Source organism: Paramicrobacterium salitolerans (assembly GCF_051513965.1).
Taxonomy (GTDB): domain Bacteria; phylum Actinomycetota; class Actinomycetes; order Actinomycetales; family Microbacteriaceae; genus Paramicrobacterium.
In genome coordinates this window covers 1,460,365-1,481,118 of the sequence record NZ_CP195847.1, presented here as the reverse complement: position 1 = coordinate 1,481,118, position 20,754 = coordinate 1,460,365, and the positions used below count along the sequence as shown (strand labels likewise).

Here is a 20,754-nt window from a genome sequence, read left to right as displayed (position 1 = left end):
TGATCGAGCGCGCTGATCGAGAACGCCACTAGGGCAGAACAATGATCTGGGCGCCGAAGACGAGGCCTGCTCCGAACCCGATCTGAAGCGCGAGGCCACCTGAGAGCTCGGGATGCCCCTGAAGGAGGCGGTGCGTGGCCAAGGGGATGGAAGCGGCGGAAGTGTTGCCGGTGGATTCAATGTCACGGGCGATGACGACCGTGTCCGGGAGGCCCAGCTGCTTCGCAAACTCATCGATGATGCGCATGTTCGCCTGGTGTGGGATGAATGCTGCGAGATCGGCGGGGGAGATCCCCGCTTCGTCGATCGCCTTGCGCGCAACTTTGGCCATCTCCCACACCGCCCAGCGGAAGACGGTCTGGCCTTCCTGTCGGAGAGTCGGCCATTCACCGACACCGTCCCGATACTCGATGAGCGTGTGATTCATCCCGACGGCGCCTGCCTTCGAACCGTCTGAACCCCACACGGTCGGGGAGATCGCGGGAATCTCGCTCGGACCGAGGACAGCCGCACCGGCGCCGTCGCCGAGCAGGAATGAGATCGAACGATCCGTCGGATCCACGACATCAGACAGCTTCTCCGCCCCGATGACGAGAGCATACGTCGATGTTCCCGAGCGGATGAGCGCGTCAGCCTGCGCGACCGCGTAGGTGTAGCCTGCGCATGCCGCATTGATGTCGTACGCGGCTGCCGGGTTGGCGCCGACGCGGTCAGCGACTACCGCGGCCATCGACGGTGACTGCTGAACATTGCTGATCGTCGCAATGATCACGAGATCGATCGCGGCCGGGTCGACGCCTGACGCGGAGATCGCCTCGAGGGCTGCCTGCGTCGCCATATCGACGGCGAGCACTCCCGAAGACGCACGGGTGCGAGACACGATTCCCGTGCGCTTCTGAATCCACTCGTCGGAGGAGTTGATCGGCTCGACGAGGTCATCGTTCGGCACGGAAAGATCTCCGCGTGAGGCTCCGAAACCGAGAAAACGCGCGTGGGCGGGACCCTGAGACTGGTTGAGAGTAGGGGTAGTCATGATTCCTTCGGGTTCAGGCTGCGTTGATCATCTCAACGGCGGATTCGATGTCATCGGGTGTGTTCACTGCGAGCGTGGGAACACCCTTGAGCCCGCGACGCGCGAGTCCGATGAGCGCTCCTGCTGGAGCAACCTCGATCACGCCGGTAACGCCCGCGGCGACGAATGCTTCCATGCACAGGTCCCAGCGTACGGGGGAGGCGACCTGGGCTACGAGGAGATCGCGGAAGCGTTCGCCGTTGTCAACGACCGAGCCGTCGTTGTTCGTCCAGAGCCGAAGCTTTGGATCGGCCGCCTCGAACGCATCGGCACGGGCTGCGAGAAATTCCTGTGCGGGCCGCATGTAGCGGGTGTGGAAGGCCCCCGCGACTTTGAGTGGCATGACTCTCGCCTTCGCGGGAGGCTCGTCTGCAAGTCGGGCGAGTGCCGGGAGCTCGCCGGCGACGACGATCTGACCGCCCCCGTTGTAATTCGCTGCCTGCAGTCCGAGGCGTTCAGCCGCACTCACGACGTCGAGGGGGTCTCCGCCCAGAACTGCGCTCATTCCGGTCGGAACGGCCGCTGCAGCTTCCGCCATCGCGGTCGCGCGCTCGCTCACGAAAGCCATCGCGTCGTGATGGCTGAGCACTCCCGCTCCTGCCGCGGCTGTGATCTCACCAACCGAGTGGCCCGCGATGCCACCGGAGCGGGAGACGACCTCTGCTTGCTCAAGAGCGTCCAGGGCAAGCACTCCTGCGGCGACGATCAGGGGTTGCGCCACTGCGGTGTCTTTGATCGTCTCTGCATCGCTCTCGGTGCCGTGCTTCGCCAGATCGAGCCCGGCGGCATCCGAGAGCTCCGCGAGCTTCGCACGCGCATCGGCCGACTCGAGCCAAGGGGAGAGGAAACCGGGTTTCTGAGAGCCCTGTCCAGGGCAGACAATGACAATCACCGTTCTAGTCTGCCGCGACTCGTCCCTCGACGGGTGTCGACGCTCAACTAAGAATTCGTGCTTGCTTTGTGTGAATCATTACGATTTCGTCGTTTTCCTGCGAGTCGGCTCGTGTTCGGAAATTGACCCAAGGATAAGCGCAGACTGCAGTATGAGCGCTTCGCGCGCCCCGGTGGCGTCCCAGCCGATGACTTCCGAAACGCGCTTCAGCCGATAGCGGACGGTGTTGGGGTGGACGAACAGCTCTCGCGCCGTCGCCTCCAGAGATCTGCCGTTGTCGAGATAGCACCAGAGCGTGGTCGCGAGTTCGCTCGAGTGATCTTTCAGGGGACGGTAGATCCGTTCGACGAGCGTCCGCTTTGCCAGGGGATCGCCAGCCAAAGCTCGTTCCGGAAGCAGGTCGTCAGCAAGTACAGGGCGAGGCGCATGCCGCCAGGCTCGGGCGACGGCGAAACCAGCGAGCGCGGCGCGTGCACTCTGGGATGCCTCGACGAGCGTTGGCACCGGATGCCCGAGAACGAGGTGCCCCTCTCCGAATCCAGGCTCAAGCTGTGCGGCAATCTCGAGGAATGACAGTGCAGGCGCTGTTCCGACGGTCTCTTCTCTCTCAGCTCCCCGCGGCTCCGAACGACCGATCACAAGTACAAGGCGCTTCCCCTGCACGCCGATCAGGACATCAGCCTGCATGTGCCGAGCTGCCCGGCGAAGATGGTCGACGTCGAGCTGTCGGGGCGTCGTTCCAACGAGGACGCACACCTCACCGTGGCCGTGCCAGCCGAGAGCGGCGATACGGCTCGGCAGCTCGTCATCGGTCTCCCCGGTGAGAATCGAATCGACCACGAGCGCCTCAAGACGAGCATCCCAGAGGCCTCGCGCCTCGGCGGCGCGCGCGTATACGTCGGCCGCGGCGAATGCGATCTCACGCGAATAGAGGAGAATCGCTTCCCGAAGCTGCTCGTCTCGTCCAGCGACGCGCTCCTCAACGACCTCGACAGTCACCCGGATGAGCTGGAGAGTCTGCTGGAGGCTGACCGATCGGAGGAGCTCGCGCGGCGCGGCCCCGAACACGTCAGCGGCGATCCACGGCGTCGAGCGGGGGTCGTCGAACCACGAGATGAACGAGGAGATGCCCGCCTGCGCAACGAGCCCGACCGAGCTGCGACGCCCTGGGGGCATGTCGGCGTACCAAGGAAGGGTCTGCTCAAGTCGCTTGATCGTGACCGTCGCGAGTTCACCGGAGATCCGGCGGAGCCAGGCGAGTGTCTCTTCTTTGTTCCGTGGCACGTCTGAGCTGTCTCCTCGAAGTCGCCATCGATTGATGCAGGGTATCGTCGCCTCGAGGCGGAGGCGTTCATTTAGCCTAGCTTTACCGCATCGCATTTCGCCGGGCGGCATACGGAACCCGAGAGGATGTGCACATGATTCCCGTCGGCGCCCCAGCCCCGATCGTTGAGCTGCGGGACCAATACGGTACGCCGGTGCGTTGTGCAGGCGCATCTGGTCGGCGGCGTGTGTTTGTCTTCTTCCCACTCGCCTTTTCGGGAGTCTGCGGCTCGGAGCTCGCCGAGCTCCGAGCCGGGCATCCGCTCCTGCGCAGCGACGGCCCCGATGTCTTCGGCGTCACGGTGGACTCGATGTTCTCTCTCAGAGCCTGGTCAGACGCGACAGAGTCGTCGATCCGTCTGCTCTCCGACTTCTGGCCGCACGGGGCGACGGCTCGCGCATTTGGCGTCTTCGACTCCGCGACCGGGCGTGCTGAGCGAGCCAGCTTCGCCGTGGACGAGAACGGCACCGTCGTGGCCTCGCTCAGGGTGCCCAGCGATCAGGCTCGAACCCTCTCGATGTACCGTGAGTTGCTCTCAGCGTTCGAGAGCGACTCACGCACCCGCTAGTATTGACTCGTCGCTCGCGCGACAAGAGGGCCTTTAGCTCAGTTGGTAGAGCGCCACGTTTACACCGTGGATGTCGTCGGTTCGAGCCCGGCAGGGCCCACATTCTTCGATTCAGGGTTGTTCAGGCGTCGCAACATCGCGCGCACTCTGATTCGCGAGAGCTGACATCAAGAGTTGTCCCGTAGGCTGGTGCCGTGGCAGTGCAACTCTCAGAAGTCATCCGGGTCGCGGAAGAGCTCTGGCCGCTCTCAGGAGCGGAAGACTGGGATGCCGTAGGACTCGTCGTCGGCGTCCCTGACGAACCGGTTCATCGCGTCCTTCTCGCGGTCGATGCGGTTTCGACGACCGTCGAGGAAGCCGTCTCTGTCGGAGCCCAGCTCCTCCTCGTACACCACCCTTTGCTCATGCGGGGGGTCACATCAGTGGCCGCAGACCGTTATAAGGGTCGCATCGTCACCGATCTCGCACGTTCCACATGCGCGCTCTACGCTGCCCACACAAATGCAGATGTCGTGGATGCCGGCACCTCCGGCGTTCTTGCGCGGCGGCTCGGCCTCGACAGCATCCGCCCCATCGTCCCATCTGCGACCGGCGATCACGGGCTCGGCCGAATCGGCACTCTGTCGTCGCCCATCTCCCTCGGCGAGTTTGCGCGCCGCGTTGCGGACGTCCTGCCTGCCACGGTGAGCGGCGTGCGTGTCGCAGGCGATGAAGACGTCGAGGTCCGCAATGTCGCGGTGTGCGGGGGAGCGGGTGATTCCCTCCTCGCACATCCTGACGTCGTGAGTGCTGACGTGTACGTCACCAGCGATCTGCGACATCATCCGGCGTCCGAGTCTCGTGAGCAGTCGATGCTCGTCGGTGGCCCGGCCCTCATCGACGTCTCGCACTGGGCATCCGAGTCGCTGTGGCTGGATGCTGCAGCGGAGCAGCTCGCAGAGAGGCTGCCCTCCCTCGAAATCTCCATCAGCGGACGCCGTACCGACCCGTGGGACTTCGTCGTCCACCCCGACCCTCGAAAAGAGATCGACCTGTGAAAGCTCCCCAGACTGAGCAGAAGAAGCTGCTCGACCTTCAGACTGCAGATGTCACCCTCGCGCAGCTGCTGCACCGCGAGAAGAACCTGCCGGAGGACGCCGCGCTGAACCAGGCAACGTCAGAGCGCGATGCTGTCGCAAGCCGTCTCGCAGTAGAAGTCGGCAAGCTCGAGGATGCCGAAGCAGAGCTTGCTCGCTTCGAGTCCGACGCCGCCACGGTTGCGGCTCGGATGCAGCGTGACGAGGAGCGCCTCCAGAAGACTTCATCGGTCAAAGATGTCACGGCGTTGGAAGCGGAGCTTGAGTCCCTCCGGCGCCGCACGTCCGAGCTCGAAGACAAACAGCTCGAGGTCATGGAGCGCGTCGACGAGGCACGTCAGTTCGCTGACGGCATCCGCGCTGAGAATGCCGACGTGACTCAGCGCATCGAGGAGATCAACGCGCAACGCGAGGCGTCTCTTTCGGAGATCGCCGCGGAACGCGGAACGGTCATCGGCAACCGCAAGGCGATCGCCGACTCCGTCCCAGATGAGCTGCTCGATCTCTATGAGACGCAGCGGGCCAAGACCGGAGTCGGCGCCGCGCTCTTTCGGGCTGGAACGTGTGGTGGATGCACGATGTCACTCACCGGCCAGGACCTCGCCGATGTCCGCGCAGCAGCGCTCGACGAGGTCGTGCGCTGCCCCGAATGCGGGTGCATCGTGATCCGCACGGAGGAGTCCGGTCTCTGGTAGGAGCGCTACGATAGAAGGCGTGAACGGGTCGGCAAGACGGTCGCGTCACCGAATGTCGGTGCCGAGGAACGTCCGGGCTCCACAGAGCAAGGTGGTGGGTAACGCCCACCCGGGGCAACCCGCGAGAAAGTGCAACAGAAAGCAGACCGCCGCACGGCTTGCCGGGCGGTAAGGGTGAAAGGGTGGTGTAAGAGACCACCAGCGGTCGAGGTGACTCGACCGGCTCGGTAAACCTCGCCTGGAGCAAGGTCAGACAGAGGACCATGAGGCTGCTCGTCTCGTCCTCGGGTGGACCGCTAGAGGGCCGTGGCAACACGTCCCCGAGAGAGATGGCCGTCCAAGACGCAGGTCGTCTGGACAGAACCCGGCGTATCAGCTGGCCCGTTCACACTCTCCTCGCTGCTCAGGCTCTCGTGGTGTGGAGCTCCGACGCACGAGCAGCCGCGCCGAGGATGCCTGCGTTGTTGCGCAGCGCGGCCGGAACGATCGGCGCGTTCAGCTCCAGCAGCGGCAGGAAATGCTCGTGGTGCTTCGAGACGCCGCCACCGACGACGATGAGGTCGGGGGAGAGGTACAGCTCACAGGCCTCATAGTACTTCTGCAGGCGTTTCGCCCACCTCTTCCATGAGAGCCCCTCGCGCTCACGCACTGCGTTCGACGCACGGGTCTCCGCGTCGTGGCCGTCGATCTCGATGTGCCCCAGCTCGACGTTGGGGACAAGCTCTCCATCGGTGATGATCGCGGTGCCGATCCCGGTTCCCAGCGTGGTCACGAGAGTTACGCCGGTTGCCTCCTTGGCAGCTCCGTATCGCTGCTCTGCGAGTCCCGCGGCGTCTGCGTCGTTCAGAAAGCTGATGTCTCGACCGAGCGCCTTCTCGAACAGAGCCTCGGCCTGCAAGCCGATCCAGTCATCCGACACGTTCGCCGCCGACATCGTGACCCCGTTCTTGACGACAGCGGGAAAGGCGACCCCGAGCGGCGCGTCGTCCAACTCAGCATCCGAGAGCGTCTCGAACAGAGTCGACACCGCCCTGATCACGTCGTCGGGCTTGGCCCCCTTCGGCGTCGGAACTTTGATCCTGTCGCTGATCAGCTCGCCGGTACGCACATTGACGGATGCTCCTTTGATTCCTGTGCCGCCGATGTCGATGCCGATCGCGATGCCTGGGCCGTGCTCAGTCATGAGGTCAACATTACAGCGCTCACGCGAGCGTGAGCACCTCTGCACCGCGTTCAGTCACCACGAGGGTGTGCTCGAACTGCGCCGTCAGCGACTTGTCTCGGGTCGTCACCGTCCAATCGTCCGCCCAGATGTCCCATGCCACGTCCCCGAGCGTCAGCATCGGCTCGATCGTGAACACCATGCCGGGCTGTATGACTGTGTCGTACTGCGGTGCCGCATCGTAGTGCGGCACGATCAGACCGGAGTGGAATGCCTTCCCGACTCCGTGCCCGGTGAAGTCCCGGACAACCCCGTAGCCGAAGCGCTTCGCGTACGACTCGATCGCCCGTCCAATCACGTTGATCTGGCGTCCCGGTGCGACAGCTTTAATGCCACGCCGCAGAGACTCCTCAGTGCGCTCGATGAGCAGTCTTGCCTCCTCGGCGGGCTCACCCACGGTGAAGGTGCGGTTGGTGTCCCCGTGGACCCCGTCAACGAACGCGGTGATATCGATGTTGACGATGTCGCCGTCGTCGAGCACCGTATCGTCCGGGATGCCGTGACAGATCACTTCGTTCACCGAGCTGCAGATGGACTTCGGATATCCCCGATAGCCGAGTGTCGATGGGTACGCGCCTTCGTCAATCAGGAACTCGTGCGCGATTCGGTCCAGCTCGTCCGTTGTGACCCCGGGACGAATGCTGTCTCCAACCAGGGCGATCGCCCGGGCCGCGATCTGCCCTGCCTGACGAATTCGCTCGATCTCATCGGCCGAGTAGATGTCGTCTCCCGTGTATGGAGCCGGAGCTTTCTTCCCAACGTACTCGGGGCGGGGGATGCTGTGTGGGACGGGGCGCAGCGGGCCGACGCTGCCTGGGACGAGGTGACCATTCGAGTCCTTGGGCATAGACTCGATCCTAATTGAACGGAGGTGTCGTTATGGCTGACGATCCATCGGAGCAGTTCTGGTACAACTTGAAAACCGGCGGCGTCGAACGTGGCTTTCTGTCCCCTTCCTCTGACCGAGTCGGGCCCTTCGACACGGCGGACGAAGCGTCCCATGCGCTCGAGCTACTCCGCGAGAACAGCCGCAAGTGGGCCGAGGAAGAGCAGGCCGACGAGTAACAACGAACGTGGGCTGAACCGCTAGTCTGTGGGCGTATCACCCGCGGCGGGGAGCGAAAGGGGACGGATGGACAAGCAGAGGGACTTCGTTCTTCGAACGATCGAGGAGCGTGGTATCAAGTTCGTCAGGCTGTGGTTCACGGATGTCGTGGGAACACTGAAGTCCGTCGCAATCGCTCCTGCCGAGGTCGAGGGCGCATTCGCAGAGGGCCTTGGTTTCGACGGCTCAGCGATCGAGGGATTCACCCGCAGCTATGAGTCCGACCTTCTCGCGGTTCCCGATCCGGCCACCTTCCAGGTACTTCCCTGGCGCGGCGAGATTGACCCGACCGCTCGGATGTTCTGCGATCTGACCACCCCAGACGGACAGCCGGCTGCCGCTGATCCTCGACATGTGCTGAAGCGCACCCTCGAGCGCGCAAAAGATCTCGGATTCACCTTCTACACGCATCCCGAGGTCGAGTTCTACCTCATGCGGTCCTCGAAGCTCGTGGACGGCGGCCCCGTTCCGGTCGATGACGCCGGCTACTTCGACAACGTTCCGGGCGGAACAGCCCATGACTTCCGGCGTCGTGCCGTCACCATGCTCGAAGACATCGGCATCTCCGTCGAGTACAGCCACCACGAGGGCGGCCCCGGTCAGAACGAGATCGATCTGCGCTACGCCGACGCGCTCACGACAGCGGACAACATCATGACGTTCCGCACGGTCGTGAAGGAGGTTGCGATCGAGCAGGGCGTCCACGCGACGTTCATGCCGAAGCCGATGGCGGGCCAGCCCGGCTCGGGAATGCACACGCACATGTCACTCTTCGAAGGCGACACGAATGCCTTCCATGAGCCTGGTGCGCAGTACCAGCTTTCCAAGGTTGGGCGACAGTTCATCGCGGGCCTTCTGACGCATGCGCAGGAGATCACAGCCGTGACCAATCAGTTTGTGAACTCGTTCAAACGGATCTGGGGCGGCGACGAAGCCCCGAGCTTCGTGACGTGGGGCCATGCGAACCGCTCGGCTCTGATTCGTGTACCTATGTACAAGCCGCACAAGGGGCAGAGCTCACGGATTGAGTATCGGGGCATCGACTCCGCCTGCAACCCCTATCTCGCTTTCTCGCTTCTTCTCGCTGCTGGCCTGAAGGGAATTGAAGAGGGGTACGAGCTGCCGCCAGAGGCGGAGGACAACGTCTGGAGCCTGTCTGACGCGGAGCGGCGCGCCCTCGGCTACGAACCGCTTCCATCCAACCTCGATCACGCAGTGCAGTACATGGAACAGTCTGAGCTCGTCGCTGAGACGCTCGGTTCTCAGGTCTATGACTACTTCATGTTGAACAAGCGACAGGAGTGGTACGACTATCGTGCCCAGGTGACACCGTACGAGCTGCGCACGAACCTCACCTCTCTGTGAGCGTGTGATGGTGTCCCGTGGACAGACGCAGCTGAGCGGGCTGGCTCGAATCGGCTTCATCTCCCTGTCTGATGCGAGAGACAGCATCGCCAGATTTGCGCAGATGTTGGATGCCGCGGACCCGCAGGACGTGGCTGCGACGTTCAGTTCGGCGGCCGATCCTGACTCGGCGCTTGCGCACCTGATCGATCTCGAGCACGCGCACCCCGGGTCGGTCGGGCGGCTCTGGCACGACCCCGACGCGCGGCGTCGGCTCGTGCGCGTGGTCGGAGCATCCTCGGGCATCGCTGAGTTCTTTCTCCGACATCCAGAGCATCTCGACGTCGTCGTGGAATCGCCGACTCTGCCGACACCGGCCCAGTTGCGCGATGATTTCGACACTGCCCTGAGCATTCAAGACGGTTTCGCCGCTGTCGGCGACGACAAGGCCGCTCTCCTGATGCGCGAACGTTACCGGATCGCGCTCACGAGGATTGCGATCGTCGACCTCGAGGCCGAAGACCCAACCGATGTCATGCCTCAGGTAGGGGAGGCGCTGGCCGATGCAGCGGCCTCAGCGCTCGACGCTGCATTGGCAATCGCTCGTACCCGCATCAGTGGCGGAAGCGGCCATGCACTATTCCCCCGTGAAGACGTACAGTACACGCGTCTCGCCGTGATCGGAATGGGGAAGGCCGGGGCACGCGAGCTCAACTACATGAGCGACGTCGATGTCATCTACGTTGCAGAACCCCATGGTGATCTGTCTCAGAGCAGAGCTGTCGATGTCGCGACTCGTCTCGCGATGCAGCTGCAGCGCATCATCCACGAACCGGACATCGAGCCAGGTCTCTGGGAGGTCGACGCAAACCTCCGTCCCGAGGGAAAGGACGGCGCCCTTGTCCGCACACTCGACTCACACACTGCTTACTACCGTCGCTGGGCGAAGAGCTGGGAGTTTCAGGCTCTCCTGAAGGCTCGCCCGCTTGCGGGAGATCCAGAGCTCGGAGATGACTACGTCGCCGCCGTGTCACCTCTGGTCTGGGAGCGGGCGAACGGGGAGAACTTCGTCGATTCCGTGCAGCGCATGCGCGAGCGGGTGACCGCGAACATTCCCGCGGATGAAGTGCAGCGACAGATCAAGCTGGGCCCCGGAGGATTGCGCGACGTCGAGTTCACGGTGCAGCTTCTGCAGCTTGTGCACGGGCAGACGGATGAGTCGGTGCGGCGACAGGGCACACTGCCTGCGCTTGAGGCGCTTTCCGATGCCGGGTACATCGGCCGGCTTGAAGCATCCGAGTTCGCCGCTGCATACCGTTTCCTCCGGGTCCTCGAGCATCGTCTGCAGCTCGTCAGGCTGCGTCGTACGCACCTGATGCCGCGCGACGAGGAGAGCCTGAGAATTCTCGCGCGAGCGACGAGAAGCCGCGGCGGAGCGTCAGCACTCGTGTCGGCGTGGGAACGGACAAAGCAGGAAGTTCGAGATCTACACGAAAGACTCTTCTACCGTCCGCTTCTCAGCGCCGTCGCAGCGCTCCCCGACGATGAGCTCGCTCTGAGCACCGACCAGGCAAAGGCGCGTCTTGCGGCGATCGGTTTTCGTGATCCACGCGGCGCCCTCGCCCATATCGCGGCTCTCACGGCTGGCGTCTCTCGTCGCGCGACAATCCAAAGGCACCTGCTGCCCGTCATGCTTCGTTGGTTCGCCGAGGGAGCAGATCCGGACTATGGGCTCCTCGCGTTCCGTCGATTGAGTGACGCGCTCGGCTCGACGCACTGGTTTCTGCGTATGCTGCGCGATTCGTCGATGGTAGCGGAGCGTCTCACGCAGATTCTGTCCAGCTCCCGATACGTAGGCGAGCTTCTCGCGGCTTTTCCCGAGTCCTCAGCGTGGCTGGAAGATGATGCTCTCCTCCGTCCGGTCAGCGCAGCTGCGCTGCGCGACGAAATGCAGGCGATCTTCTCTCGTCACGAGTCGCTCGAACGTGCGGCGAGAGCCGTGCTTCGCGTACGCAGAAGAGAGATTCTGCGCCTCGCCTTGGGAGCCGTTCTCGACATTGATGGTGTCATTGAGCTCGGCTCCGCCATGGCAGACATCACGGATGCCACGCTGCAAGGCGTTCTGAGGCAGATCCGCGCGACGATTCCCGGAAGCGATCAGCTCGAGTTCGCCGTGATCGGAATGGGACGATTCGGCGGCGCAGAGCTTGGCTTCGGATCCGACACAGACGTCATCTACGTCTACCGTCCCCTGGGCGATGATTCTGAGGCTGCACAGCGCACCGCGCAGAAATACGCCTCTGAACTGGCGCGCCTGACTGAGGATGCGACTCTGCCGCTCGATCTTGATCTTGCGCTTCGGCCCGAGGGCAAGAACGGGCCGATCGTCCGCTCACTCGACTCGTATCGCACCTACTACTCACGGTGGTCCTTGACCTGGGAAGCACAGGCTCTTCTCCGCGCTCGAGGGGTCGCCGGGGACGAAGCGCTCGTCGCCTCATTCACTGAGCTGGCAGACAGCATCCGCTACCCCGAAGAGGTCTCTGAGAACGATCTGCGTGAGATCAAGCGGGTGAAGGCACGAGTTGAGAACGAACGCCTCCCTCGCGGTGCGGACCCACTGCGTCACGTCAAGCTTGGCCGCGGCTCATTGAGCGATGTCGAATGGTTTGTACAGCTCATTCAACTGGAACACGCGAATCGAGTTCCAGCCTTGCGCACGACATCGACGCTCGCTGCGCTGGCGGTTGCTGAAGACAGCCAGCTGATCAAACCGGAAGAAGCCGAACCCCTTCGAGAATCGTGGCTATTCTGCTCTCGGCTGCGCTCGGCGATGACCCTCTGGCTGAATAGGACGACTGACGTACTCCCGACGGACAGACGTCAGTTGGCCGGCGTCGCGCGCATCCTGGATTACCCTCCTGCTGCGGCGGGAGAGCTGGAAGAGGATTACTTCGCCATCACGCGTCGAGCGCGGCGGATCTTCGAGCAGTCCTTCTACGGACGACCCGATGTGCCGCACACACGCGCGTTCTGAGCTCACTGTGAGACGGCGAAGGCCCAGCTATTGGCCGGGCCGTCGCGGTTTCACGTGAGATTACACGCTGTAGTAGAGCTCGAACTCGAACGGGTGTGGACGCAGTGCAAGAGGCTTCAACTCGTACTCACGCTTGTAGTCGATCCACGTGTCGATCAGCTCGCGCGTGAAGACACCTCCGTCAAGGAGGAACTCGTGGTCCTCTTCGAGAGCGCGGAGGGCTGCATCGAGCGAGGCCGGAACCTGCGGTATACCCTTCGCTTCCTCCGGAGGAAGCTCATAGAGGTCCTTATCGATCGGATCCATTGGCTCGATTCGATTCTTGATGCCGTCGATCCCGGCCATCAGCTGAGCGGCGAAGCCCAGGTACGGGTTCCCGGAGGCATCGGGCGCACGGAACTCAATGCGCTTCGCCTTCGCATTGCTCCCGGTGATCGGAATCCTGATCGATGCAGAGCGGTTTCCAGCGGAGTACACGAGGTTCACAGGGGCTTCGAAACCGGGGACGAGACGGTGATAAGAGTTCACCGTAGGATTCGTGAACGCGAGAACGGCCGGAGCATGCTCGAGAAGCCCGCCGATGTACCAACGAGCAACGTCAGAGAGCCCGCCGTAGCCGTTCTCGTCGTAGAACAGGGGAGTGCCGTCATTCCACAGGGACTGATGCGTGTGCATCCCAGAGCCGTTGTCACCGTACAGCGGCTTCGGCATGAACGTCGCGGTCTTGCCCCACTGTTCAGCCGTGTTCTTGACGATGTACTTGAATTTGAGAATGTCGTCCGCCGCGTGAACCATCGTGTCGAAGCGATAGTTGATCTCGCCCTGGCCTGCCGTGCCGACCTCGTGATGGCTTCGTTCGAGCTCCAGGCCCGCATCACCGAGCTTGACGCAGATGTCGTCGCGCAGGTCAGCGTGCTTATCGACAGGGCTCACGGGGAAGTAGCCGCCTTTGAACGGCGTCTTGTTGGCAAGATTTCCGCCTTCCTCGACACGATCCGTGTTCCAGGCGCCCTCGTCTGAGTCGACCGAATGAAACGACATGTTCTCGGCCACGCGATACCGAACATCGTCGAAGATGTAGAACTCCGCTTCGGGAGCAAAGAACGCCGTGTCGGCGATACCCGTCGATGCCAGGTACTTCTCAGCCTTCTTCGCCACCTGACGCGGGTCTTTGGCATAGATCTCTCCGGTGCGCGGATTGTAGATATCGAAAACCATGATGAGCGTGCGCTCACGTCGGAATGGGTCGACGTATGCGGTGCTGACATCGGGAATCAGCTGCATATCAGATTCGTGAATGCTTGCGAAGCCTCGGATCGAGGAGCCGTCGAAGAGCTGCCCCGTCGTGAAGAAGTCCTCATCGACTGTGGACGCGGGAATGTTGAAGTGCTGCTGAACACCCGGAAGATCCGTGAAACGGATGTCGACGAACTTGACGTCCGTTTCCTTGATGAAAGTGAGGACTTCGGACGGGGAACTGAACATGTGGGTCACTCCAGATGTCTGACTCTGAGATAGCTGCGCCGTGCAACGTGACCACGCTATGGCGCCTCGATTACTCCGCCATATCGCGGATGTTTCCACGATGTTTCGTCACCTGGCACAGCTACAATGGCCGGGTGCCATCTTCCAACATACCCGGTCAGACCTTTGGCGACCTCGCGCCGAGCGAATATCCCGGAGAGAGACTTGGGCTTCCGAAGGAAGGACAGGGAAGCGTCGGGCGATTCGGACGGCGCATACTCGGGCTGCTCATCGATTGGACCTTCGCATCACTGGTGGTGGCCGGTGTCGCAGCGATCTTCCCGAATCTGGCCGCACTTGCACATCACCCCGCGACTGTGCCGGTTGTCTTCGGCGTTCTTCAGCTCACGCTGATTCCGACGCTCGGAGGGAGTCTCGGGCACCGCCTCTGCGGAATGCGGGTCGTCCCGCTTCAGGGCGGATACGTCGGCTTCTGGAGACCACTCGTGAGAACAGCGCTGCTCTGCCTCGTCGTGCCCATTCTGGTCTGGGACTCAGACCAGCGAGGGTTTCACGACAAGATCGCGGGGACGGTGCTCATCCGAGGCTGACCACCTTATGTGCGATCAGCGAGCACGCTGAGGGCGCACCTTATAGGGATCGACGCCCTTCGGAATCGGCAGTTGGTTATTCAGCGAACTCAGGCGGTTCGTCACTGCCAGGACTTCAGCCTTCGTCAGCTCGTTCTTCACCTTCCGAAGCGTCTTGGACAGCTTGTGCAGCGGAATCGAGTCCTCGTCCGGCCCGACGTGGTACACGGTGATCGGTACGTTCGGAAGCACGCGCTTCACCTTGCGACGCTCATCCTCGAGCATTCTCTTCGTACGAGATGCGGGCCCCTCAGCAACGAGTGCGACACCGCCCTTACCGACTGCCCTGTAGATTGCATCCTGCGTTCGGCCGTTCACGTTCACCGGCATTTCGCTGCCTGCCCAGCCACGAGGAAGCGAACTCTTGAAGACGGCACCGACAGCGCCAGGCTGTCCGCTGATCTGGCTGTATGCGGCTTTCTCCGCCCGGCGGCCGAGAATGATCATTGCCGTGAGCAGACCAGCAAGGACGCCCGCGAGAATCCACACGATCATCAGGAAGACGTTGCCGGCCGCCAGGAGGATGGCGAGAAGCACGCCCGCAGCAACGGCGAGCACGAACCCGAGAAGCATCCACCACTGCGCCTTGGGATCGTAGCGGCGGGTCATCTGGAATACCTGCCACATCTGCTTCATGCGGCCTGGTTCCTTCGTCGCCTTAGCGTTTTTTGCCTCACGTGCCATGACTACAAGGATACGTCACCCGACACCGTCCCTGCTTCCACCGGCACTGAATCGGCCTGACTTTCGTTCCTATCGGGAGCCTTGTCCGGCAGTTGCTGGATTGGCTGATTCGAGGTCAGCGTAGTACGCGTTCTCGACCTCGGTGGGTGTGCGCATGTCGAGCTCGCCGTGGAGGCGCTGATTGTTCCACCACCACACCCACTCGAGCGTCGCGAGCTCGACCTGCTCGACCGTTCGCCAGGGCCCTTGCTGACGGATCAGCTCGGTCTTGTAGAGGTTGTTGACGGCCTCGGCCATCGCGTTGTCGAAGCTGTCGCCGACGGTTCCCGTCGAGGGGACCGCACCGAGTCCGGCGATCCGGTCGGTGTAGACCATCGCGGTGTAGTTCGACCCGTGATCTGCATGATGGATCAGCCCGTCGAGGCGGCCTCCGGCGTGCCATGCGGCCATGTCGAGTGCCTGCATCGGCAGGATCTCCGACCGCAGCGTGGAGGCGACGTTCCACCCGACGATGCGCCGGGAGTAGACGTCGGTGACGAACGCGACGTAAGCGAACCCGGACCAGGTGGCGACGTAGGTCACGTCGCAGACCCAGAGGCGGCGAGGTGCTGGCGCGGTGAAGCGTCGGTTGACGAGATCGCTCGGCAGCGTCGCGGTCTTGTCGGAGCGCGTGGTGAACACTCTCATCGACTTCTTCACGCCACGGACCCCGGCCAGGCGCATGAGGCGTTCGGTCTGATCGCGGCCGATGTCCCAGCCCTGGCGGCGCATCAGCGCATGCATCTTCCGTCGCCCGTAGACGCCGTAGTTCTCCGCATGCAGCCTGGCAACCTCCGGGACGAGCAACTCGTCTCGGAGGCGTCTGGCCGATGGCAGACGTCGTTTCGCGGCGCGATACCCGCGAGAGGTGATGAACCCACGAACTGCCGCGCGCAGCACACGGCAGATGGCCTCGACCCCGAAGTGATCCCGATGCTTGTCGATGAAGCGGATCATCTCGTCGTGGGGCGGTCGAGTTCCTTGGCGAAAAACACACTCGCCGCCTTGAGGATCTCGTTGGCGCGCCGCAACTCGGCGACCTCGCGACGCAGCCGCGCGTTCTCCTCGGCAACGTCGCTGGGCACCCCGGGCCGCTGGCCCGCGTCGACCTCGCGGCGGCGATGCCACACCCGTAACGTCTCCGCGCTCATACCCAGTAGGCCAGCGACATGTCGAACAGCGGTCATCAGGTTCGGATGATCCGGCTTGGCCTCATCCAGCATCCGCAGCGCACGCTCACGCATCTCGGGCGAGTACTTCTGATTCATCGTGTTCCATCCTTGCTTGAAGAACGGAACGAAAACCAGGCCGATTCACACCTTCAATCGTCCACAGGAGAGGCTGTGTCCGCTTCATCCACACCACGGTGTGCACGACCGATCACGCACGGCGCGGTTGAGCACAATCGGGTCATGGTCACCATTCCTTCGCCCACCTTCTCCGAGAGCTCCCACGAGCACCTTACAACCCGCAGAATATGCGGTTACGAAGTGATCCGACGCGTCCACACTGGCCTGCGGACCTCCGTGTACCTTGCACGCTCAGCGGGCGACAGCGTAGTTGCGCTGCGCGTATTTCACGGGGAGGACGCGGGAGCGAACGCGGCGGCTGAGGTGAACCTGTCGCAGGGTTCTCAGAGTCGCCATCTTGATCATCCTCACGATATTGGTCTCACCACGAGCGATGCACCTGTCCTCGTATCCGAACGGCTCGGCGCACGGTTGTCGACGCAGCTTGAGCATGCGGGGCACATCGCCGCCGGATCGATTGTCACACTGCTCGGCCCAATTGTCTGTGCGCTGAGAGATCTGCACCGACGGGGACGGACTCATGGCGCTGTCGACACAGCCCACATCCGTCTGTCGTTGACGGACGGAAGGCCTGTGCTCGTCGGTGCCGATGGGGGAGAGAGAACAACATCACAGGGAGTACGCGATGATCTGCTCGGGCTCGCTTCGATTGCGGAGCTCGTCCTCCATCATGCTGACGAAGACACACGGCGACGGGGCATGAGCACAATCGTCACCTGGCTGCGTTCACTCTGCGCAGACCCGGTGCATATCGACGGCGATCGCTATGCAGACATCGAATGCCGTATCTTCGCTCTCGCTGACCCTCTGCCGTTCGCTGTTCCTGAGGCGACGAGCACTCCTGTCAGCGATCAGGATTCTCGCCGCTTGAGACGCAACCGGACGCGTTACTCTCGATCGCTCGCGAGCCGACTGCTCGAGGGAGAACTGAGTTTCTCACTCGAGGCTTTGACCAGCGCTGCCGGCGCTGTGCGACGTATAGTCAGGGACCATCCTCGCGCGGTGAGACTAGGAATCTCGGCGACCGTGATCTTCGTTCTCAGCCTCACTTTGAGTCTGGTGCTTCTGCCCGATGCTGAAAGCGATCTGGCGAGCAGCGCGCCCACCCCCACCGTTACCGTCACAGAAGTGCGTGTCGGGGTCGACCTTTCACCCTCCCGCGCCCTCGTCGCGCTGCTGAAAGCACGGCGAGATTGCTACGAGCACAACGGCGCTGCCTGTCTCTCCCAGCTTTACGAGCCTGACTCCTCAGCGTTGGAGGCTGAACTGGCGGCGATAGCGGGCTCGAAGGCCGACCCTTTCACATCACTTTCTGCTCCCGCAGACAAGAGAGCGATTTCTCCCATCGAGTCGAAAGGAGGGGTCGCAACTGCGGTCGTCTCAACTGATGAAACCCAGCCGGTCTCCGTGCTCATTGTGTGCACGGAGACCGGCTGGGTTATCAGAGACGTCTTCGACGCCTGATTGCAGACCGCTTAGCTCTCCAAGAACTCGACCACGGTCGAGAGGAAGTGCGAGGCATCGGAACTGTCGATGATGCGCTGGTCATACGACAGCGACAGATAGACGACGGATCGTATTGCGATCGCGTCCGCGCCGTCGACTGTGGTGATGACCGGACGCTTGACGACAGCGCCCGCGCTCAGTGCGGCTGACTGGGGGAGGAAAACCACAGGAGTCTCGATGAGCGTGCCTCGCTCCTCCGAAGTCGCCACGGTGAACGTGCCTCCAGACAGCTCGTCCGGCGTCAGCGAATTCGAACGAGTTCGCTCTGCGAGTTCGCTGATCGCGCGGTCAAGGCCGCTGACATCGAGCGAACCAGCGTCCTTGATCACCGGACTCAGCATGCCCCGGTCAGTCTCTACGGCGATGCTGAGGTTCTCCGACGCAGGATAGATGATCTGGTCGCCGTCGACCGCAGCATTGAGCACAGGGTGCTGCTGCAGGGCCTGCACAGCGGCGTGCGCAAGATACGGGAGGAATGACGAAGCTCCCGAGTCTCCAGCGATGATCTCCACGACTCGAGTCACATCTGCTTCCACGACCGCTGTCACCTGTGCGGTTGCCTGGCTGGACGCCACGGCCTGCTCGGCCGCAACCTTGCGAAGTCGCGACATCGGCTGCGTCGTTCCTCGTAGCTCTGACACAGCCCCAGCTGGACGTGACGGCTCGTCCGATCGGGACGGTGACGCTGCTGCGAGTACGTCCTCCTTGCGGATGCGACCGCCGACCCCAGTTCCTGTTACGTCGGAGAGGTCAACACCGTGCTGGTTCGCGAGCTTCCGCACCAACGGTGTGACGTAACCCGCGTTGCCGGTGACGTCGACGGGTTCGGATGAGCTTGCGGCAGGAGCGGACGGCTGAGCAGGCTCAGCCGAGCGCTCACTAACCGCAGCGTCGGACTTTGCTGCCGGCTCAGGCTCCTGAACTGGCGTCGATTCCTCCGGCTCTGCCGACTCCTCGGATGCTTCTGCAGAAGCATCTTCACCCGAGGAGTCAGATGTCTCTTCAGAGCTGCCCTCGTCTGCGTCCTCCGATTTTGCTTCCTCAGAGGGTGCAGACGAGCCAGCTGCGCCGGAGCCGTCGCCGATCTTCGCGAGAGGAGCGCCGACATCGATCGTGTCGTCCTCCTCCGCCAAGATCTCCTCGAGGACGCCCGCCACGGGAGATGGAATCTCCGTGTCGACCTTGTCCGTTGACACCTCGAGCAGCGGCTCATCGACCTCGACGTGGTCGCCCACGTTCTTCAGCCAGCGGGTGACCGTTCCCTCAGTGACACTCTCGCCGAGTGCCGGGAGGTTCACCGTTTCGCTCATGACCTTGTCTCCTTTGAAAGCAAATTCGTAGTTCTAGCGTAACGAGATCAGAGAGCGTGCAGGGGCTTGCCTGCGAGGGCCAGGAACGCCTCGCCCAGCGCCTCGTTCTGCGTCGGGTGGGCGTGGATGAGCGGCGCGAAGTCTTCTGGGTAAGCTTCCCAGTTGACCGCGAGCTGGCCTTCTGCGATGAGTTCGCCGACGCGCGCGCCGATCATATGGATACCCACGATGGGGCCATCGTTCTCACGCACGACCTTGATCAGACCGCTCGTGTCGATAATCTCGCTCTTGCCGTTTCCAGCGAGATTGTATTCGTACGTGGTTACCTTGTCGTCGCCGTACTTCTCCTTGGCCTTCGCCTCGGAGAGACCGACGGAGGCAACCTCCGGGTCACAGTATGTGACCTTCGGAATGTTGCTGTCGGGGATGACGACCGGGCTCTGCCCGGCGATCTCCTCCGCCACGAAGATTCCCTGCTGGAAGCCACGGTGCGCGAGCTGCAGACCCGGGACGATGTCGCCGACTGCATAGACACCCTTGACGTTCGTCTCGAGACGATCGTTCGTGAGGACGAACCCGCGGTCCATCTCCACGCCGACCTCGTCGTAGCCGAGGCCCTCTGTGACGGGGCCACGGCCGACAGCGACGAGCAGGACGTCTGCGTCGATCGTGTCGCCGTTCTCCAAGGTGACATTCACTCCATCGTCACTCTGCTCGACGCTCTTGAAACGAACGCCGATCTTGTAGTCGATGCCGCGGCGGCGGAAAGCGCGCTCGAGGAGTTTGCTGATCGTCTCATCTTCGTTGGGGACCAGGTGGGGCAGTGCCTCAATGATGGTGACCTCTGCGCCGAACGAACGCCAGACACTCGCGAACTCCACGCCGATCACACCGCCACCGAGAACAGCGACCTTCTTAGGAACGTAGTCGAGCTGGAGGGCCTGCTCACTTGTGATGACGCGCCCGCCGATCTCCAGTCCCGGAAGGGAGCGTGAGTATGAGCCCGTCGCGAGGATGATGTTCTTTCCGGTCAGAGTCGTGTCGCCGACCTGAATCGTCGTGGGCGACGTGAGTCGTCCCTCGCCCTCAATCGTGGTGATCTTGCGCGCCTTGATGAGCCCCTGGAGCCCCTTGTACTTCTTTGCGACGATTCCCTCGCGGTAAGAGGTCACGCCATCGATGTCGATTCCCTCAAGGCTGGCCGTGACGCCGAACTTCGCGGAGTCGCGAGTGGCGTCAGCCACCTCGGCTGCGTGGAGGAGGGCCTTGGTCGGGATACAGCCTCGGTGAAGACACGTACCGCCGACCTTGTCCTTCTCAACCAGCGCAACGGAGAATCCGAGCTCGCTGGCTCGGATAGCCGCTGCGTATCCGCCACTTCCACCGCCGAGAACGACGATGTCAAAATTCTGCTCCGACACTGAGCTTCTCCCTAATGCATATGGTTGATGCGGTA

At 62.7% G+C, this 20,754-nt stretch carries 18 protein-coding genes, 1 tRNA gene, 1 other RNA gene and 1 other annotated feature; of the genes, 10 read left to right on the top strand and 10 right to left on the bottom strand.

Translation table 11 applies throughout. The annotated features are described in order from the left end of the window. Positions 1-28: 28 nt before the first annotated feature. The 3 genes from ACSAGD_RS07055 to ACSAGD_RS07045 all read right to left on the bottom strand — a co-directional run bounded on the left by ACSAGD_RS07055 (position 29) and on the right by ACSAGD_RS07045 (position 3,248). Positions 29-1,033: a beta-ketoacyl-ACP synthase III gene (locus ACSAGD_RS07055; protein ID WP_437584998.1), complete on the bottom strand. Its 1,005-nt coding sequence runs from the start codon at positions 1,031-1,033 to the stop codon at positions 29-31. 13 nt (positions 1,034-1,046) lie between these two features. Continuing rightward, entirely contained in the window at positions 1,047-1,964 is a 918-nt protein-coding gene (locus ACSAGD_RS07050) for an ACP S-malonyltransferase (protein WP_437584996.1), read from the bottom strand. Between the two features lie 78 nt (positions 1,965-2,042). Then, positions 2,043-3,248 (bottom strand): PucR family transcriptional regulator, encoded by a 1,206-nt coding sequence (locus tag ACSAGD_RS07045; RefSeq protein ID WP_437584995.1) that lies wholly within the window; start codon positions 3,246-3,248, stop codon positions 2,043-2,045. A 134-nt stretch (positions 3,249-3,382) separates the two neighbouring features. Between ACSAGD_RS07045 and ACSAGD_RS07040 the strand changes: the two genes are divergently transcribed. The 5 genes from ACSAGD_RS07040 to rnpB all read left to right on the top strand — a co-directional run bounded on the left by ACSAGD_RS07040 (position 3,383) and on the right by rnpB (position 6,015). Continuing rightward, positions 3,383-3,856, top strand: coding sequence for a redoxin domain-containing protein (locus tag ACSAGD_RS07040; RefSeq protein ID WP_437584994.1), 474 nt, complete (start codon positions 3,383-3,385; stop codon positions 3,854-3,856). A gap of 27 nt (positions 3,857-3,883) precedes the next feature. Further along, a tRNA-Val gene (locus ACSAGD_RS07035) sits at positions 3,884-3,956 on the top strand. A gap of 94 nt (positions 3,957-4,050) precedes the next feature. After that, positions 4,051-4,893 carry a Nif3-like dinuclear metal center hexameric protein gene (locus tag ACSAGD_RS07030; RefSeq protein ID WP_437584993.1) on the top strand — a complete coding sequence of 281 codons (843 nt, stop codon included), beginning with the start codon at positions 4,051-4,053 and terminating at the stop codon, positions 4,891-4,893. Next, positions 4,890-5,627: a zinc ribbon domain-containing protein gene (locus ACSAGD_RS07025; RefSeq protein ID WP_437584992.1), complete on the top strand. Its 738-nt coding sequence runs from the start codon at positions 4,890-4,892 to the stop codon at positions 5,625-5,627. Before ACSAGD_RS07030 ends, ACSAGD_RS07025 begins: the two co-directional genes overlap by 4 nt. Before the next feature lie 24 nt (positions 5,628-5,651). Continuing rightward, positions 5,652-6,015: RNase P RNA component class A (rnpB, locus tag ACSAGD_RS07020), an RNA gene on the top strand. Positions 6,016-6,030: 15 nt separating this feature from the next. On the opposite strand, the gene ppgK is transcribed toward rnpB, so the two are convergent. Both ppgK and map read right to left on the bottom strand, forming a co-directional pair. Next, positions 6,031-6,810, bottom strand: a complete 780-nt coding sequence (ppgK, locus tag ACSAGD_RS07015) for a polyphosphate--glucose phosphotransferase (RefSeq protein WP_437584991.1) — start codon at positions 6,808-6,810, stop codon at positions 6,031-6,033. 19 nt (positions 6,811-6,829) lie between these two features. After that, positions 6,830-7,696 (bottom strand): type I methionyl aminopeptidase, encoded by an 867-nt coding sequence (map, locus tag ACSAGD_RS07010; RefSeq protein WP_437584990.1) that lies wholly within the window; start codon positions 7,694-7,696, stop codon positions 6,830-6,832. Between the two features lie 32 nt (positions 7,697-7,728). On the opposite strand from map, the gene ACSAGD_RS07005 reads away from it, so the two are divergent. From ACSAGD_RS07005 to ACSAGD_RS06995, 3 genes are all read left to right on the top strand, one after another. Further along, the gene (locus ACSAGD_RS07005) at positions 7,729-7,914 is read left to right on the top strand and encodes an SPOR domain-containing protein (RefSeq protein ID WP_437584989.1); all 186 of its coding nucleotides are present in this window, start codon (positions 7,729-7,731) and stop codon (positions 7,912-7,914) included. A gap of 67 nt (positions 7,915-7,981) precedes the next feature. Next, positions 7,982-9,319: a type I glutamate--ammonia ligase gene (gene glnA / locus ACSAGD_RS07000; RefSeq protein WP_437584988.1), complete on the top strand. Its 1,338-nt coding sequence runs from the start codon at positions 7,982-7,984 to the stop codon at positions 9,317-9,319. A 7-nt stretch (positions 9,320-9,326) separates the two neighbouring features. Next, a complete protein-coding gene (locus ACSAGD_RS06995; RefSeq protein WP_437584987.1) occupies positions 9,327-12,335 on the top strand; it encodes a bifunctional [glutamine synthetase] adenylyltransferase/[glutamine synthetase]-adenylyl-L-tyrosine phosphorylase in 3,009 nt (1,002 codons plus the stop codon). 60 nt (positions 12,336-12,395) lie between these two features. Here the strand turns inward: ACSAGD_RS06995 and glnA (ACSAGD_RS06990) are convergent, their stop codons facing one another. Then, entirely contained in the window at positions 12,396-13,820 is a 1,425-nt protein-coding gene (glnA, locus tag ACSAGD_RS06990) for a type I glutamate--ammonia ligase (protein ID WP_437584986.1), read from the bottom strand. A gap of 134 nt (positions 13,821-13,954) precedes the next feature. On the opposite strand from glnA (ACSAGD_RS06990), the gene ACSAGD_RS06985 reads away from it, so the two are divergent. After that, entirely contained in the window at positions 13,955-14,410 is a 456-nt protein-coding gene (locus tag ACSAGD_RS06985; RefSeq protein ID WP_437584985.1) for an RDD family protein, read from the top strand. 15 nt (positions 14,411-14,425) lie between these two features. On the opposite strand, the gene ACSAGD_RS06980 is transcribed toward ACSAGD_RS06985, so the two are convergent. Beyond that, positions 14,426-15,133 carry a DUF4191 domain-containing protein gene (locus ACSAGD_RS06980; protein ID WP_437584984.1) on the bottom strand — a complete coding sequence of 236 codons (708 nt, stop codon included), beginning with the start codon at positions 15,131-15,133 and terminating at the stop codon, positions 14,426-14,428. A 69-nt stretch (positions 15,134-15,202) separates the two neighbouring features. Then, positions 15,203-16,440, bottom strand: a protein-coding gene (locus tag ACSAGD_RS06975) for an IS3 family transposase (RefSeq protein WP_437582785.1) whose coding sequence is annotated in 2 segments (ribosomal slippage) — positions 15,203-16,161 and positions 16,161-16,440 — 1,239 coding nt in all. Because the reading frame shifts where the segments join, the coding sequence is not laid out codon by codon here. Continuing rightward, positions 16,053-16,168: a sequence feature (AL1L pseudoknot), on the bottom strand. It overlaps the preceding gene by 116 nt. Positions 16,441-17,508: 1,068 nt before the next feature. On the opposite strand from ACSAGD_RS06975, the gene ACSAGD_RS06970 reads away from it, so the two are divergent. Then, complete coding sequence (locus ACSAGD_RS06970; RefSeq protein WP_437584983.1) at positions 17,509-17,946, top strand: hypothetical protein; 438 nt, start codon at positions 17,509-17,511, stop codon at positions 17,944-17,946. Between the two features lie 11 nt (positions 17,947-17,957). On the opposite strand, the gene sucB is transcribed toward ACSAGD_RS06970, so the two are convergent. Beyond that, entirely contained in the window at positions 17,958-19,298 is a 1,341-nt protein-coding gene (gene sucB, locus ACSAGD_RS06965) for a 2-oxoglutarate dehydrogenase, E2 component, dihydrolipoamide succinyltransferase (RefSeq protein ID WP_437584982.1), read from the bottom strand. A 47-nt stretch (positions 19,299-19,345) separates the two neighbouring features. Next, on the bottom strand, positions 19,346-20,719 hold the full coding sequence (gene lpdA / locus ACSAGD_RS06960; RefSeq protein ID WP_437584981.1) for a dihydrolipoyl dehydrogenase: 1,374 nt from the start codon (positions 20,717-20,719) through the stop codon (positions 19,346-19,348). Between the last annotated feature and the right edge of the window lie 35 nt (positions 20,720-20,754).